This window comes from Pseudomonas sp. AKS31 (assembly GCF_023634765.1).
Classification (GTDB): Bacteria; Pseudomonadota; Gammaproteobacteria; order Pseudomonadales; family Pseudomonadaceae; genus Aquipseudomonas.
The window spans coordinates 64,366-79,575 of the sequence record NZ_JAMLFX010000013.1 but is presented as its reverse complement, the minus strand read 5'-3'; the positions used below and the strand labels follow the sequence as shown (position 1 = coordinate 79,575).

10 protein-coding genes are annotated in these 15,210 nt (G+C 60.2%); 3 read left to right on the top strand and 7 right to left on the bottom strand.

What is annotated here, in order from left to right; genetic code table 11:
* The first annotated feature begins 32 nt into the window (after nt 1-32).
* Together ptsP and nagE are read left to right on the top strand one after the other, a co-directional pair.
* A complete protein-coding gene (gene ptsP, locus M9827_RS23605; RefSeq protein WP_250607407.1) occupies nt 33-2,546 on the top strand; it encodes a phosphoenolpyruvate--protein phosphotransferase in 2,514 nt (837 codons plus the stop codon).
* A 35-nt stretch (nt 2,547-2,581) separates the two neighbouring features.
* Complete coding sequence (gene nagE, locus M9827_RS23600; protein ID WP_250607405.1) at nt 2,582-4,297, top strand: N-acetylglucosamine-specific PTS transporter subunit IIBC; 1,716 nt, start codon at nt 2,582-2,584, stop codon at nt 4,295-4,297.
* Nucleotides 4,298-4,477: 180 nt separating this feature from the next.
* Here the strand turns inward: nagE and M9827_RS23595 are convergent, their stop codons facing one another.
* From M9827_RS23595 to purL, 3 genes are all read right to left on the bottom strand, one after another.
* Nucleotides 4,478-4,837, bottom strand: a complete 360-nt coding sequence (locus M9827_RS23595; RefSeq protein WP_250607403.1) for a DUF6124 family protein — start codon at nt 4,835-4,837, stop codon at nt 4,478-4,480.
* 989 nt (nt 4,838-5,826) lie between these two features.
* Nucleotides 5,827-6,138 (bottom strand): YqfO family protein, encoded by a 312-nt coding sequence (locus M9827_RS23590; RefSeq protein WP_095050948.1) that lies wholly within the window; start codon nt 6,136-6,138, stop codon nt 5,827-5,829.
* Between the two features lie 5 nt (nt 6,139-6,143).
* Nucleotides 6,144-10,040, bottom strand: coding sequence for a phosphoribosylformylglycinamidine synthase (purL, locus tag M9827_RS23585; RefSeq protein ID WP_250607401.1), 3,897 nt, complete (start codon nt 10,038-10,040; stop codon nt 6,144-6,146).
* Nucleotides 10,041-10,325: 285 nt separating this feature from the next.
* Between purL and mltF the strand changes: the two genes are divergently transcribed.
* Entirely contained in the window at nt 10,326-11,786 is a 1,461-nt protein-coding gene (gene mltF / locus M9827_RS23580) for a membrane-bound lytic murein transglycosylase MltF (protein WP_250607400.1), read from the top strand.
* A gap of 82 nt (nt 11,787-11,868) precedes the next feature.
* On the opposite strand, the gene pdxJ is transcribed toward mltF, so the two are convergent.
* The 4 genes from pdxJ to rnc all read right to left on the bottom strand — a co-directional run bounded on the left by pdxJ (nt 11,869) and on the right by rnc (nt 15,048).
* A complete protein-coding gene (gene pdxJ / locus M9827_RS23575; RefSeq protein ID WP_047292711.1) occupies nt 11,869-12,615 on the bottom strand; it encodes a pyridoxine 5'-phosphate synthase in 747 nt (248 codons plus the stop codon).
* A gap of 41 nt (nt 12,616-12,656) precedes the next feature.
* A complete protein-coding gene (recO, locus tag M9827_RS23570) occupies nt 12,657-13,346 on the bottom strand; it encodes a DNA repair protein RecO (RefSeq protein ID WP_250607399.1) in 690 nt (229 codons plus the stop codon).
* Between the two features lie 117 nt (nt 13,347-13,463).
* A complete protein-coding gene (era, locus tag M9827_RS23565) occupies nt 13,464-14,366 on the bottom strand; it encodes a GTPase Era (RefSeq protein WP_007909024.1) in 903 nt (300 codons plus the stop codon).
* Nucleotides 14,359-15,048 carry a ribonuclease III gene (rnc, locus tag M9827_RS23560; protein WP_024011703.1) on the bottom strand — a complete coding sequence of 230 codons (690 nt, stop codon included), beginning with the start codon at nt 15,046-15,048 and terminating at the stop codon, nt 14,359-14,361. The genes era and rnc overlap by 8 nt, the downstream gene beginning before the upstream one ends.
* Between the last annotated feature and the right edge of the window lie 162 nt (nt 15,049-15,210).

Genomic DNA, 15,210 nt, shown 5'->3' with positions numbered 1-15,210 from the left:
GGGATCAGCGAAATTACTGATGAGACCGAGCCATGCACAACAACAATAAAGAGCTGACCCTCAGCGCCCCGCTCAGCGGCCCGGTGCTCACGCTCGCCAAAGTCCCGGACGCGGTGTTCGCCAGCGGCGCGATGGGTGACGGCATTGCCATCGACCCAATCAACGACACACTGTATTCGCCGTGCGCCGGGGTGATCATTCACGTCGCCCGCACCGGCCACGCGCTCACCGTACGTGCTGACAACGGCGCAGAAATCCTTTTGCACCTGGGCCTCGACACCGTTGAGTTGAACGGCGAAGGCTTCTCGATGCTGGTCAAGGAAGGTGGCCGCGTGACCAAGGGCCAGCCGTTGCTGCGCTACGACCTGGACAAGGTCGGCCAGCAATGCAAAAGCCTTGTCAGCCTGTTGATTCTGACCAACAGCCAGGATTTTCAGGTGCGGCCGATTACGCTCAAAGCAGTGAAAGTCGGCGAGCCGTTGCTGCACATTGTTGCGCGCAACGGTTCGGCGGCGAATGCAGCAGTTGTCGGCGGGCCTGAGGTTCACGGCCATGTGCAGGTGGCCCATCGCGGCGGTCTGCATGCCCGCCCGGCTGCGCTGATTCGGCAAACTGCGCAAGGTTTCAAGAGCCAGTCGCAACTGCACTTCGCCGGTAAATCGGCGCCGTGCAACAGCCTGATCGGTTTGATGGGCCTCGCGGTTGGCGAACAGGACGAAGTGCAGGTCAGTTGTCAGGGGCCGGATGCCGAAGCAGCGTTGCAAGCGTTGCTCAGCGCGTTGGCCACGGCGCTGCCGGATGATCATCACGCCGCTGCGCCGCTCAGTGTTGCGCCACGCAAACGTCCGGCAGAGGCTGGGGTGTTGCACGGTGTGTGCGCTGCGCCTGGGCTGGTCGGTGGGCCGCTGTTTCGCTTGAACGCAATCAGTTTGCCGGCGGATGCAGGCAATCATGATCCGTTGCAACAGCAGCAGGTGCTCGACGCGGCGCTGACTCAGGTGCGCAACGAAATCGACGGCACCCTCGCCCAAGCGAAAAAACACAGGAATGCCGACGAAGAAGCGATCTTCGCCGCGCATCTGGCACTGCTCGAAGACCCGGCGCTGCTTGATGCTGCACAGAAATCCATTGAGCAAGGTGCTGCAGCGACGCATGCATGGAGTCAATCGATCGACGTGCAGTGCGAAGTGCTGCAACACACCGGCAGCGCATTGCTGGCCGAACGCGCCAACGATCTGCGCGACCTCAAACAACGGGTATTGCGCGCTCTGCTCGGCGAAGCCTGGCATTACGACGTGCCGGCCGGTGCCATCGTCGCGGCTCACGAACTGACTCCATCGGATCTGCTGCAACTCTGCGCGCAAGGCGTTGCCGGGTTGTGCATGGCCGAGGGTGGCGCGACTTCTCATGTGGCGATTCTCGCCCGCGGCAAAGGTCTGCCGTGCATCGTGGCGTTGGGTTCTGCCTTGCTTGATCAGCTACAAGGCCAAGCGGTGGTGCTCGATGCCGACACTGGTCGCCTCGAACTGACGCCGAATGCCGAACGTCTGGCTGAGGTTCAGCAGGCGCAATTCGACCGCCAGCAACGTCGCGATGCGCAACAAGCCAAGGCTCACTTGCCAGCAGAAACCCGCAATGGCGTGACCATCGAAGTGGTCGCCAATGTCGCCTCCAGCGGTGAAGCGGCAGATGCCTTTGCCAATGGCGCCGATGGCGTCGGTCTGCTGCGCACCGAGTTTTTGTTCGTTGATCGTCAGACCGCGCCGGATGTCGAAGAACAGCGTGCAGCCTATCAAGGCGTGCTGGATGCGATGGGCGAGCACTCGGTGATCATCCGCACCATTGACGTCGGCGGCGACAAGCAACTCGACTACCTGCCGCTGCCCGCCGAAGCCAATCCGGTGCTCGGTCTGCGCGGCATTCGTCTGGCTCAGGCGCGCCCGGAAATTCTCGACCAGCAACTGCGTGCTTTGCTGCAAGTCAGCCCTCTGCGCCGCTGCCGGATCCTGTTGCCGATGGTCACCGAAGTCGACGAGCTGCTGCACATTCGTGAGCGCGTCGATGCGTTGTGCCTGGAACTGAACATCACCCAACGCCCGGAAATCGGCGTGATGATTGAAGTCCCCGCCGCCGCATTGCAGGCCGAACAACTGGCCGAACACGCGGACTTCCTCTCCATCGGCACCAACGATCTCTCCCAATATACCTTGGCCATGGATCGCGATCATGCGGGTCTGGCTGCCCGCGTCGACGCCTTGCACCCGGCGCTGCTGCGTCTGATCGCCATGACCTGCGAAGGCGCGGCAGTGCACAAGCGTTGGGTCGGCGTCTGCGGCGCCCTCGCCTCCGATCCGCTGGCCACCCCCGTCTTGATCGGCCTCGGCGTGAGCGAACTGTCGGTCAGCCCGGTGCAGATCGGTGAAATCAAGGACCGCGTGCGTCAACTGCACGAAGCCGAATGTCAGCGCCTGAGTCGCGACCTGCTCAAGCTGAGCAGCGCCGCCGCCGTGCGTCACGCCTGCCACCAGCATTGGCCGCTGCCCTAACAACAAGCTCTCTATAAAGAGCCGGGAGAACCACCATGTACCAACTCTTCATCGAAGGACTGCAACGCCTCGGCCGCGCGCTGATGCTGCCGATCGCGATCCTGCCGATTGCCGGTCTGCTGCTGCGTCTGGGTGACACCGACCTTTTGAACATCGCGATCATCCACGATGCCGGGCAAGTGATCTTCGCCAACCTGGCGATGATCTTCGCCATCGGCATCGCCGTCGGTTTCGCCAAGGACAATAACGGCACCGCCGGTCTGGCCGGGGTGATCGGTTATCTGGTGATGATTTCCACGCTGAAGGTGCTCGATTCGACCATCAACATGGGCATGCTCGCTGGTATCGTCAGCGGCCTGATGGCCGGCGCGCTGTACAACCGCTTCAAGGACATCAAGCTGCCGGAGTACCTGGCGTTCTTTGGTGGCCGACGGTTTGTGCCGATTGTCACCGGGTTCGCGGCGGTCGGTCTGGGCGTGGTGTTCGGTTATATCTGGCCGCCGATCCAGCATGGCATCAATGCCTTCGGCGCGCTGATGATGGAAAGCGGCAGTATCGGCGCGTTCGTGTTTGGCGTGTTCAACCGCCTGCTGATCGTCACCGGCCTGCACCACATCCTCAACAACATGGCGTGGTTTGTGTTCGGCAACTTCACCGATCCGACTACCGGAGCCTTGGTCACGGGTGACCTGTCGCGCTACTTCGCTGGCGATCCGAAGGGCGGCCAGTTCATGACCGGCATGTTCCCGATGATGATCTTCGGCCTGCCGGCGGCGTGCCTGGCGATGTATCGCAATGCTTTGCCAGAGCGGCGCAAGGTCATGGGCGGGATCTTCCTGTCGATGGCGCTGACTTCGTTCCTGACCGGGGTGACCGAGCCGATCGAATTCGCCTTCATGTTTTTGGCGCCGCTGCTGTTTCTGTTGCACGCGCTGCTGACCGGGCTGGCGATGGCGATCACCAATGCGCTGAATATCCATTTGGGCTTTACGTTCTCTGGCGGCTTCATCGACATGATTCTCGGCTGGGGCAAATCCACTAACGGTTGGATGGTGTTTCCTGTCGGCCTGGCTTACGCAGTCGTCTATTACGCCGTGTTTGATTTCTGCATCCGTCGATTCAACCTGAAGACACCCGGCCGAGAAGATGTCGCTGTCAGTGAGAAAGCCGTACTGACTGAAAACGAGCGCGCCAGTGCCTACATCAAAGCATTGGGCGGCGCTGAAAACCTGCTGACTGTTGGCGCTTGCACCACGCGATTGCGACTGGAGATGGTTGATCGTAACAAGGCCTCGGATGCCGAACTGAAAGCGCTGGGTGCGATGGCGGTGGTGCGTCCGGGTAAAGGTGGGAGTTTGCAGGTAGTGGTCGGGCCGCTGGCCGACAGCATTGCTGATGAAATTCGCCTGGCGATGCCGGCGCTGGGGCGTGCTGTTATTGCCGAATCTGTAGCCGTTGTCGAAGAGCAAAAAGCAGTGATGGTCGCGGGCGCCGAGGCACAGAAATGGCTGAATGCACTGGGTGGCGGCGGCAATGTGCTGCAACTGGATTGCATCGCGATGACGCGAATTCGCTTGCTGCTGGCGGATGGCAAAGCACTGTCCGAGGCGCAGTTGAAGGAATTGGGCTGCCAGGGTGTCAGCCAGTTGGACGGTGGCGTTTGGCATTTGCTGGTGGGTGACAAGGCTGCGAGTTTGAGGGGCGCACTTGAGGCGCTGGTCAATCGCAGTGAGGTCAGTGCCAAGGTTTAGAAGTCTGGTGTTTGGACTGGCCTCATCGCTAGCAGGCTAGCTCCCACAGTGTGGACTGTGTGCGTTCTGCCAGACATGGGTTGTCTGGATCGGCCTCATCGCTGGCAAGCCAGCTCCCACAGGGGAATGTTTTTCAAACTGTGGGAGCCAGCCTGCTGGCGATCAACGATAACGCGGTCGTCAGGATTGTGGATCGACGCGGTCCAGCGCCCGGTTTACCGCCAGTTCGGCGAACATGACGATTTGCTGGATACCTAACGCCGTACTGCGCTGCGAACCGCTTAGCTCATTGGCGAAGTTGCTGGCGGCGATACTTGCCGAGGCTAACGATTCGCAAGCATGGGCGAGCAGGCTTTCGGTGTCGACCTGGGGGCAGACCATAAACATGGTGCTTGGTCGGCGGGGCTTTGCAGGTTCGGGGCACAGGTAGAAGTCGAGGGCGCGCTTGATGGCTTCGCGGTTTCGGGCCTGGTCTTCGGCGCGGAGGGCTTCTTCGAGTGGGGTTTTGGTTTCAGGTGGATCTGGTACGGGCTTAGTCATTGCAATGATCTCTAATCAATGATTGAAGCCATCACTGGTCGTTTCTCACGCGACGAAGAGGTGGCAGCTATGTGCGGAGTGAGAAACCGGTAAGAGATCAACCCGGCCGAACCGAAGTCCGCCCGCACACAGCCGCCATAGAGCATCACCGGCAGCAAATGAGCTGGCGGCGATTATGGTGCTACTGACGTTTGATTAAAACCTCTTACCGGGTTCTCACACCCGATCACCGATTTGCGGTGACAACCAAAGACTAGAGACCCGACGTCCGACGGACAACCTGAAAACCTTGTGGGAAGGTTCTGGTAATTCCACACACTCTTAAACACAAAACATCCCCCTGTAGGAGCTGCCGAAGGCTGCGATCTTTTGACTTTGACGTTTCAACATCAAAATCAAAAGATCGCAGCCTTCGGCAGCTCCTACAGGGGAACGAATACACCCTCGGAGATTGGTCGACTGTCAGGCGCCCCCCCCAGAGCGTGAATGTGAGTCCAACCCAAGCGGCAAAGCCGCCCCACTCAACAGGATGAGCGTTAGCTCGGCTGCAGCTCTTGATCTTGATCCACCGGCCCCGTCGGCAGGCTGAGTGGAGGGATTTATCCGGGGGTGGGAGCGCAGCGACCGTTTGGCGCAGCCAAATGCATCGAGAGGAGGTGCAGCGAAGCAAACCGTAGGCGATGCGCCCGGATGAGTCCCGGAGCGAAGGAACCCCGAGCTTTAGCGAGCGGGCCGAACGTTGGGGCACAGACCTTTGGTTACTTTGGGGCGTTTGCCAAAGTGACTCGCTGTAAAAGCGAAACCGTCAGCGGCAGCACCCGAAGAAACGGATATTCACTCAATCAAACAGAGCATGGTCGCCTATAAGGGCGCCATCGCTGGCAAGCCAGCTCCCACAGTGGAATGAAGTCGCCCTCCAAATCGCAGGCAACAAAAAACCCGCAGACAATCACTCATCTGCGGGTTTCCTGTTTAAGCAGCAAGAAAGATCAGAAATCTTCCAGCCGCCACACCTCATAAGCCGGCGTCTCGTACGGATGACTGAGCTTCAGCGCAGCCACAACAGCCACGATCAACTCATCCGCCACCACAAGCTCAACCTTCCATTCCTCAACCCGCTCAACCTGCCCCGCTTCACCAATAAACGGCTGACTGCCGTCCAACGGTCGAAACTGGCCAGACCCAAGCACCTGCCACGCACAGTGGTCATAGTCACCGATCCGCCCACCACCCGCAGCGAACACAGCCCCTTTGACCACCTCGACATGACTGTCAGGAACAAAAAACGCCAGCTTGTACACAGGCCTTAGTTCACCCAGACGCGCGCGTTACGGAACATGCGCATCCAAGGTGCGTCTTCGTTCCAGTCTTCCGAACGCCACGAGTTCTGCACCGCGCGGAACACACGCTCCGGGTGCGGCATCATGATCGTCACACGGCCATCACGGCTGGTGAGACCGGTAATCCCGCGCGGCGAACCGTTCGGGTTGGCCGGATACTTCTCGGTGACCTTGCCGTGGTTGTCAACGAAACGCATCGCCACGCAACCGGACAGATCGGCTTCCAGCAGTGCTTCTTCGCTGGAGAACTCGGCATGACCTTCACCGTGAGCAATGGCGATCGGCATACGCGAACCGGCCATGCCCTGCAGGAAGATCGAGTTCGACTCCTGAACCTGAACCATCGCCACACGCGCTTCGAACTGCTCGGAGCGGTTGCGCACGAAGTGCGGCCAGAACTCGCTGCCCGGGATCAGCTCGTGCAGGTTGGACATCATCTGGCAACCGTTGCACACGCCGAGGGTGAAGCTGTCGTTACGTTCGAAGAAACCCTGGAACGCATCACGGGCGCGGCTGTTGAACAGTGCCGATTTGGCCCAGCCTTCACCGGCGCCAAGTACGTCGCCGTAGGAGAAACCACCGCACGCCACCAGACCTTTGAACTCGTTCAGGTCGACACGGCCGGCGAGAATGTCGCTCATGTGCACGTCGATCGCGTTGAAACCAGCGCGGTCGAACGCAGCGGCCATTTCCACCTGACCGTTGACGCCCTGCTCACGCAGCACGGCAACCTGTGGGCGGATGCCTTTCTTGATGTAAGGCGCGGCGATGTCATGGTTGACGTCGTAGCTGAGTTTGACGCTCAGGCCCGGGTTGTCTTCTTCCAGCAGCACGTCGAACTCTTGCTCGGCGCAGTCGGCGTTGTCGCGCAGACGCTGGATCTGGTAGCTGGTCTCGGCCCACTGACGTTGCAGCAGACGGCGCTGGCCTTCGAACACGGTGTCACCGTTGAAGGTGATGTTGATCTGGCCATTGTTGATCGGCTGACCGATCACCGACACGCAGTCGCCCAGACCGGCCGCGCTGAATTGCGCGAGGATGTCTGGCGTAGCGTCCTGACGAACCTGGATGACGGCACCCAGTTCTTCGTTGAACAGGATCGCAGCGATTTCTGCCGAGGACTCGGCAACGCTGTCGAGGTTCAGGCTCAGGCCGCAGTGGCCGGCGAAGGCCATTTCCACCACGGAGGTCAGCAGACCACCGTCGGAACGGTCGTGGTAAGCCAGCAGGTGACCGTCGGCGTTGAGGCCCTGGATCACCGCGAAGAAGGCTTTCAAGTCTTCGGCGTCATCGACGTCCGGCGCGTGTTTGCCGAGCTTGCCGTGAACCTGTGCAAGGATCGAGGCGCCCATACGGTTCTGGCCGCGACCGAGGTCGATCAGGATCAGGTCGGTGGTGCCCTTGTCCATGCGCAGTTCCGGGGTCAGGGTCTGACGGATGTCAGCCACTGGCGCGAAACCGGTCACGATCAGCGACATCGGCGAGGTCACGGTTTTTTCTTCGCCGTTATCGTTCCAGCGGGTGGCCATGGACATCGAGTCCTTGCCCACCGGAATGGTGATGCCCAGCTCAGGGCACAGTTCCATACCGACCGCTTTCACGGTGTCGTACAGACGCGCGTCTTCGCCCGGGTGGCCGGCAGCGGACATCCAGTTCGCCGACAGTTTGATGTCGGAGATCTTGTTGATGCGCGATGCGGCAATGTTGGTCAGGGTTTCGCCGATGGCCATGCGGCCCGACGCCGGAGCGTCGAGCAGTGCCAGCGGAGTCCGCTCGCCCATCGCCATCGCTTCACCGGTGTAAACGTCGAAACTGGTGGCGGTGACGGCAACGTCGGCCACCGGAACCTGCCATGGGCCAACCATTTGGTCACGGGCCACGAGACCGGTGATGGTGCGGTCGCCGATGGTGATCAGGAAGCTCTTGCTCGCCACGGCCGGGTGATGCAGAACGCGTTCGATGGACTCGGTGATGTCGAGGTTCGACGGATCGAAGTCATCGCCCAGCTCGGCTTCGCGAACCACCGAACGGTGCATGCGCGGGGCTTTGCCCAGCAACACTTCCAGCGGCATGTCCACCGGGTTATTACCGAAGTGGCTGTCGGTCACGGTCAGTTGCGGCTCGGCAGTGGCTTCACCAACAACGGCAAACGGGCAGCGCTCACGCTCACAGATCGCCTGGAAACGCTCGAAGTCAGCCGGGCCGACCGCCAGAACGTAACGTTCCTGGGATTCGTTGGACCAGATTTCGTGCGGGGCCATGCCCGGCTCGTCGTTTGGAATGTTGCGCAGTTCGAAACGGCCACCGCGGTCGCCGTCGTTGACCAGTTCCGGGAAGGCGTTGGACAGACCGCCCGCGCCCACGTCGTGGATGAAGCTGATCGGGTTCTTGTCACCCAGTTGCCAGCAACGGTCGATGACTTCCTGGCAACGACGCTCCATTTCAGGGTTTTCACGCTGAACGGAAGCGAAGTCGAGATCCGCCGAGCTGGTGCCGGTGGCCATCGAGGAAGCCGCGCCGCCGCCCAGACCGATGAGCATCGCCGGGCCGCCGAGCACGATCAGCTTGGAGCCAACGACGATTTCGCCTTTCTTGACGTGTTCTTCGCGGATGTTGCCCATGCCGCCAGCGAGCATGATCGGCTTGTGGTAACCGCGAACTTCGTCACCGTGCGGGGTGGTGATCGACTGTTCGAAGGTACGGAAGTAGCCGGTCAGGGCCGGACGACCGAATTCGTTGTTGAACGCAGCGCCGCCCAGCGGGCCTTCGATCATGATGTCCAGCGCGGTGACGATGCGCTCAGGCTTGCCGTACGGCACTTCCCACGGTTGTTCGAAGCCCGGAATCTGCAGGTTCGACACGGTGAAACCGGTCAGGCCGGCCTTTGGCTTGGCACCACGGCCGGTTGCACCTTCGTCACGGATCTCGCCACCGGAACCGGTCGATGCGCCCGGGAACGGGGCAATCGCGGTCGGGTGGTTGTGGGTTTCAACCTTCATCAGGATGTGCACCGGCTCCTGCACCGCGCCGTACTGGCGGGTTTCCGGATCCGGGAAGAAGCGGCCGGCGACGTTGCCGACGATCACCGAAGCGTTGTCCTTATAAGCGGACAACACGCCTTCGCTGTGCATCTGATAAGTGTTCTTGATCATGCCGAACAGGCTTTTTTCCTGGCTCTCGCCGTCAATATCCCAACTGGCGTTGAAGATCTTGTGACGGCAGTGCTCGGAGTTGGCCTGGGCGAACATCATCAGTTCGATGTCGTGCGGGTTGCGCTTGAGGCCGTTGAAGGCGTTGACCAGGTAGTCGATTTCGTCTTCGGCCAGGGCCAGGCCCAGCTCGGTGTTGGCCTTTTCCAGCGCGGCGCGACCACCACCGAGGATGTCGATCGCGGTCAGCGGCTTCGGCTCGGCGTGGCTGAACAGACCGGCAGCCTGTTCCAGATTGCCCAGGACGATCTGGGTCATGCGGTCATGCAGCACGTCGGCAATCTGCTGGGCTTCGGTGTCGCTGAACTGACCGGCCACGTAGAACGCGATACCGCGCTCCAGGCGCTGGATCTTGCTCAGGCCGCAGTTGCGGGCGATGTCGCTGGCCTTGCTCGACCATGGCGAGATGGTGCCGAAACGCGGCAACACCAGAAACAGACGGCCGGTCGGCTCTTGTACCGGAACGCTTGGGCCGTACTTCAGAAGGCGCGCAAGCACCTGCTGTTCGTCGCCGGTCAGGACGCCGGTGACTTCGGCGAAGTGAGCGAATTCAGCATACAGGCCACTGACAGCTGGAACCTTCTGGCTCAGTTGCTCAAGGAGTTTGCTGTGGCGAAAGGCAGAAAGGGCAGGAGCGCCGCGCAGGATCAACATCTTCGGGACAGCCTCGGGAAGGGGTGTGCTTTGAGGCCGTGCATTCTAGCCTAAACCGCCCTCAACATCACCCGAAACGCTACGCACGGTTGCACTCGGATATCAATCTGTGTTTCTGCCTTTGAAGTCAGATTTAACGGCTGTCTGATGCAGGCTTATTTTTACTGTAACAAAATGCCGTCAGGCCCTGTTCCTGCGGGGTTTCGTGCAGTTTTGTGATCGCTAGCAGACAACCCCCTCACTGTCGAGATATGGCGCCCGCGGCCGTTTGCGTATACTGCGCAGATGTTTTTCCCAACGGCTTTGCGTCCGCGGTACGCCAAATGGCTGATCGCAACCGGACTCTTCCTGATGCTCGGTGGCTGTGTTGATAAACCCAACACACTCGAGCGCGTAAAGGAGGATGGTGTGCTGCGGGTGATTACCCGTAACAGCCCCGCCACCTACTTTCAGGATCGCAGCGGTGAAACCGGCTTCGAATACGAGCTGGTGAAGCGTTTCGCCGACGATTTGGGTGTCGAGCTGAAGATCGAGACCGCCGACAACCTCGACGACCTGTTCGACCAGATTGGCAAACCGAATGGCCCGGTGCTGGCTGCCGCCGGTCTGGTCAGCAGTGAACAACGCAAAAAGCAGGTGCGTTTCTCGCATTCCTACCTCGAAGTCACCCCGCAGATCATCTATCGCAACGGCCAGTCGCGGCCGACCGATCCCGGTGATCTGGTCGGCAAGAAGATCATGGTGCTTAAAGGCAGCACCCACGCCGAGCAACTGGCGGAGCTGAAAAAGAAATTTCCCGGCATCGAATACGAAGAGTCCGACGCGGTTGAAGTGGTTGACCTGCTGCGCATGGTCGATGAAGGCCAGATCGACCTGACCCTGGTCGACTCCAACGAAGTGGCGATGAACCAGGTGTACTTCACCAACATCCGCGTGGCTTTTGACCTCGGCGATGCGCGCAGCCAGAGCTGGGCGGTCGGCCCTGGCGAAGACAACAGCCTGCTCAACGAGATCAACGCGTATCTGGACAAGGTGCAGAAGAACGGCACCCTGCAACGCTTGAAGGATCGTTATTACGGGCACGTCGACGTCCTCGGCTACATGGGCGCCACCACCTTCGCCCAGCACTTGCAGCAGCGCCTGCCGAAATACGAACAGCACTTCAAGAATTACGCGAAGAAAGAGAAAGTCGACTGGCGCCTGTTGGCGGCCATTGGTTATCAGGAATCGCTGTGGCAACCAGCGGTCACGTCGAAGACCGGCGTGCGCGGGCTGATGATGCTGACCCAGAACACCGCGCAGGCGATGGGCGTGTCCAACCGACTCGATCCGAAGCAAAGCATCATGGGCGGCGCCAAGTACCTGGCTTACATGAAGGACCAGCTCGACGATTCGATCAAGGAGCCGGACCGCACCTGGTTTGCTTTGGCAGCCTATAACGTGGGCAGCGGTCATCTGGATGACGCGCGCAAACTGACGGCCAAGGAAGGGTTGAATCCGGACAAATGGCTGGACGTGAAGAAGATTTTGCCGCGTCTGTCGCAGAAACAGTGGTACAGCAAAACCCGCTATGGCTACGCCCGAGGCGGCGAGCCGGTGCATTTTGTGGCGAACATCCGTCGCTACTACGACATTTTGACCTGGGTGACCCAGCCGCAGCTTGAGGGTGATCAAGTGGCTGAGGGCAATTTGCATGTGCCTGGTATCGACAAGTCAAAACCGGCACAAGAACCCGCCCCCCTTTAAAGCAGAAGATCGCAGCCTTCGGCAGCTCCTACAGGGGAATGCGATCCATGTAGGAGCTGCCGAAGGCTGCGATCTTTTGATCTTAGCCCTTGAGAGCAGCGGCCAGGATCAGCGCTTTCATCTCGGACACAGCAGACTTGAACCCGACGAACAACGCATGCGCCACCAGCGCGTGGCCAATGTTCAGCTCATTGATGCCCTTGATCGCCGCGACGGCTTCAACGTTGTGATAGTGCAAGCCGTGACCTGCGTTAACGATCAGGCCTTGGGCCAGACCAAACGCCACGCCGTCCGCCACACGCTTCAATTCTTCAGCCACTTCAGTCGGGGTTTCTGCATCGGCATAACGCCCGGTATGCAGCTCGATGGCCGGCGCACCGACGCGCTTCGACGCAGCGATCTGACGTTCATCGGCATCAATGAACAGCGACACTTCGCTGCCGATCTTCGACAGACGCTCAACCGCTGCCTTGATGCGCTCCTCCTGCCCCGCCACATCAAGACCGCCTTCGGTGGTCAGCTCCTGACGGGTTTCCGGGACCAGGCAAATGTGTGCCGGGCGGATGCGTTCGGCAAACGCCATCATTTCTTCGGTGACGCCCATTTCAAAGTTCATGCGGGTTTGCAGCACATCCTTGAGCAGCAGTACGTCGCGCTCCTGAATGTGCCGGCGGTCTTCACGCAGGTGCACAGTGATGCCATCAGCGCCCGCCTCTTCCGCATCCAGCGCCGCTTTGACCGGATCCGGGTAGCGCGTGCCACGGGCCTGACGCAGGGTGGCGACGTGGTCGATGTTCACGCCAAGAAGAATGCGATTGCTGGTGGTCACGGATGCGCGCTCCTGAATTGAGAGATTCGGCGCACAGCATATCAGGGCTTACGAAATAGCTCGCGGCTGACGAGGGGGCGACCACCCAAGTGAACGGCCAGAGCCTGACGCATCAGTCGCTTGGCGGCGGACAAAGCACCGGGAGCGCTCCAGTCGGCTTCGGCCATGGCCAGCAATTCGACGCCATTGAACAGGCCGGGTTGCAACAGGAAGACCCGCTCAAGACCCGCATCCACTTGCAGTCGATAGAGACCGTCCGGCGCGACGGGCTCCCCGTGAACATCGGTGTTCAACGAAAAGCCGTAACCGAGATCGTCCAGCAGTCGCCATTCGAAGGAGCGCAGCAATGGCTCCAGCGGTCGACCCTCGGCCAGCGCCAGCAAGGTCGCGGCGTAGTGATCGAATACTCCCGGATGCGGATCTTCGGCGGGCAGCAAACGGATCAGCAACTCATTGAGATAGAGACCGCTGAACAGCGCCTCACCATTGAGCCACGCCGAAGTCCCCGAGCTTTCCATGCGCCCGACATTCTTCAGCTCACCCTTGCCACGAAATTCGACTTCCAGCGACACGAACGGCCGCGCCAATGTTCCGGCCTTGCCCCGCGCACTGCGCAATACCGCCCGTAGCCGACCTTGCGGCGTGAGGAAGTCCACCAACGCGCTGGTTTCGCGGTAGGCGCGACTGTGCAGGACGTAGGCGGGTTGGGCAGGTGGCGGGTTTTGCGACATGACGTTTTTCCCGGTCGGGACTGCAAAAAAAGATCGCAGCCTTCGGCAGCTCCTACAGGTGTAAACAAGACATTGTAGGAGCTGCCGAAGGCTGCGATCTTTTGATCTTCGAATCGCTTACAGGTCGCCGTAACCCAGCGAACGCAGCGCACGCTCGTCATCGGACCAGCCGCCCTTCACCTTGACCCACAGGTTGAGCATGATCTTGGAGTCGAACAGCAGCTCCATGTCCTTGCGCGCCTCGGTGCCGATGCGTTTGATGCGCTCACCCTTATCGCCAATGATGATCTTCTTCTGGCCGTCGCGCTCAACGAGGATCAAGGCATGAATGTGCAGGGTCTTGCCCTGCTGCTTGAACTCTTCGATTTCGACGGTGATCTGGTACGGCAGCTCGGCGCCCATCTGGCGCATGATTTTCTCGCGCACCAGTTCGGCGGCAAGGAAACGGCTGCTGCGGTCGGTGATCTGGTCTTCCGGGAAGAAGTGATCGTTCTCCGGCAGGTGATCGGCAATGACCTTTTCCAGCGCGTCGAGGTTGTGCCCGTGCTGCGCGGAGATCGGGATGATCTGCGCGTTTGGCAGTTGTTCCTGCAACCAGCTCAGGTGCGGCATCAGCTCGGCTTTGTCTTCGATGCGATCGGTCTTGTTCAGCGCGACGATCAATGGGCCGGTGACGTACTGAACGCGCTCGAGAACCATCTGGTCTTCGTCGGTCCACTTGGTGCGATCGACCACGAAGATCACCACGTCGACGTCTTTCAACGCTGCCGAAGCGGTTTTGTTCATGTAACGGTTCAGGGCCTTTTCGCCACCCTTGTGCATACCGGGGGTGTCGACGTAGATCGCCTGCACGTCACCTTCGGTTTTGATCCCGAGCATGTTGTGGCGAGTGGTCTGCGGCTTGCGCGAGGTAATGGCGAGCTTCTGGCCAAGGATGTGGTTCAGCAGCGTCGACTTACCGACGTTGGGACGGCCGACGATGGCAACATAGCCACAGCGCGTTGCGTTTGTATCAGTCATTGCCATTCTCCACGCCCAGGGCAATAAGTGCTGCAGCGGCCGCTACCTGTTCGGCAATACGACGGCTCACACCCTGACCTCGGCTTTTTTCATTCAGTAAGACAACTTCGCACTCGACGAAGAAGGTTCGGCAGTGCGGCTCACCCTGGATATCCACCACTTCGTAGCGTGGCAGTTCGCAACCGCGCGATTGCAGGTGTTCCTGCAGGCGGGTCTTCGGATCCTTGTTGGTGTCGACCAGCGTCAGGCCTTCGAACTCTCCGGCCAGCCAGGCCAGTACGCGCTCACGAGCGACGTCCATGCCGGCGTCGAGATAGATCGCACCGATCAACGCTTCGAGGGCATCGGCCAGAATCGATTCGCGACGGAAACCGCCACTTTTCAACTCACCGGAACCCAGTCGCAGGTAATCACCCAGGTCAAAACCGCGAGCCAGTACGGCCAGCGTCTCACCTTTTACCAAACGTGCGCGCAAACGCGACAACTGGCCTTCGCGGGCCAGCGGGAAGCGATCGAACAGCGCCTCGCCGGCGACGAAATTGAGGATGGCATCACCGAGGAATTCCAGGCGTTCGTTGTTGCGCCCGGCAAAACTGCGGTGCGTAAGGGCCAGCAGCATCAGCTCCTGATCCTTGAAGGTGTAACCGAGCTGGCGCTCGAGACGGCTTAGAGAAACGCTCACGGTTTACCCACGCTGAGTTCGTGGCTGGATTCCACTGCCATCGCCGGGATGCGGCGCAGGCCTGGGACAATTAACGCTGTGTTCAAAAATTAAATCCTGGCGATTGCGAAGCCGATTGTGCCGGCTCCAGAAATGCATTCGGCGCTGTGGTCAACAGCGCCG

Bases quoted from the DNA above. Each gene is read 5' to 3' on its own strand.
- ptsP (WP_250607407.1), top strand. From the start codon at position 33: ATGCACAACAACAATAAAGAGCTGACCCTCAGCGCCCCGCTCAGCGGC.
- purL (WP_250607401.1), bottom strand. From the start codon at position 10,040: ATGTTGATCCTGCGCGGCGCTCCTGCCCTTTCTGCCTTTCGCCACAGC.
- recO (WP_250607399.1), bottom strand. From the start codon at position 13,346: ATGTCGCAAAACCCGCCACCTGCCCAACCCGCCTACGTCCTGCACAGT.
- mltF (WP_250607400.1), top strand. From the start codon at position 10,326: ATGTTTTTCCCAACGGCTTTGCGTCCGCGGTACGCCAAATGGCTGATC.
- M9827_RS23595 (WP_250607403.1), bottom strand. From the start codon at position 4,837: ATGACTAAGCCCGTACCAGATCCACCTGAAACCAAAACCCCACTCGAA.
- era (WP_007909024.1), bottom strand. From the start codon at position 14,366: ATGACTGATACAAACGCAACGCGCTGTGGCTATGTTGCCATCGTCGGC.
- nagE (WP_250607405.1), top strand. From the start codon at position 2,582: ATGTACCAACTCTTCATCGAAGGACTGCAACGCCTCGGCCGCGCGCTG.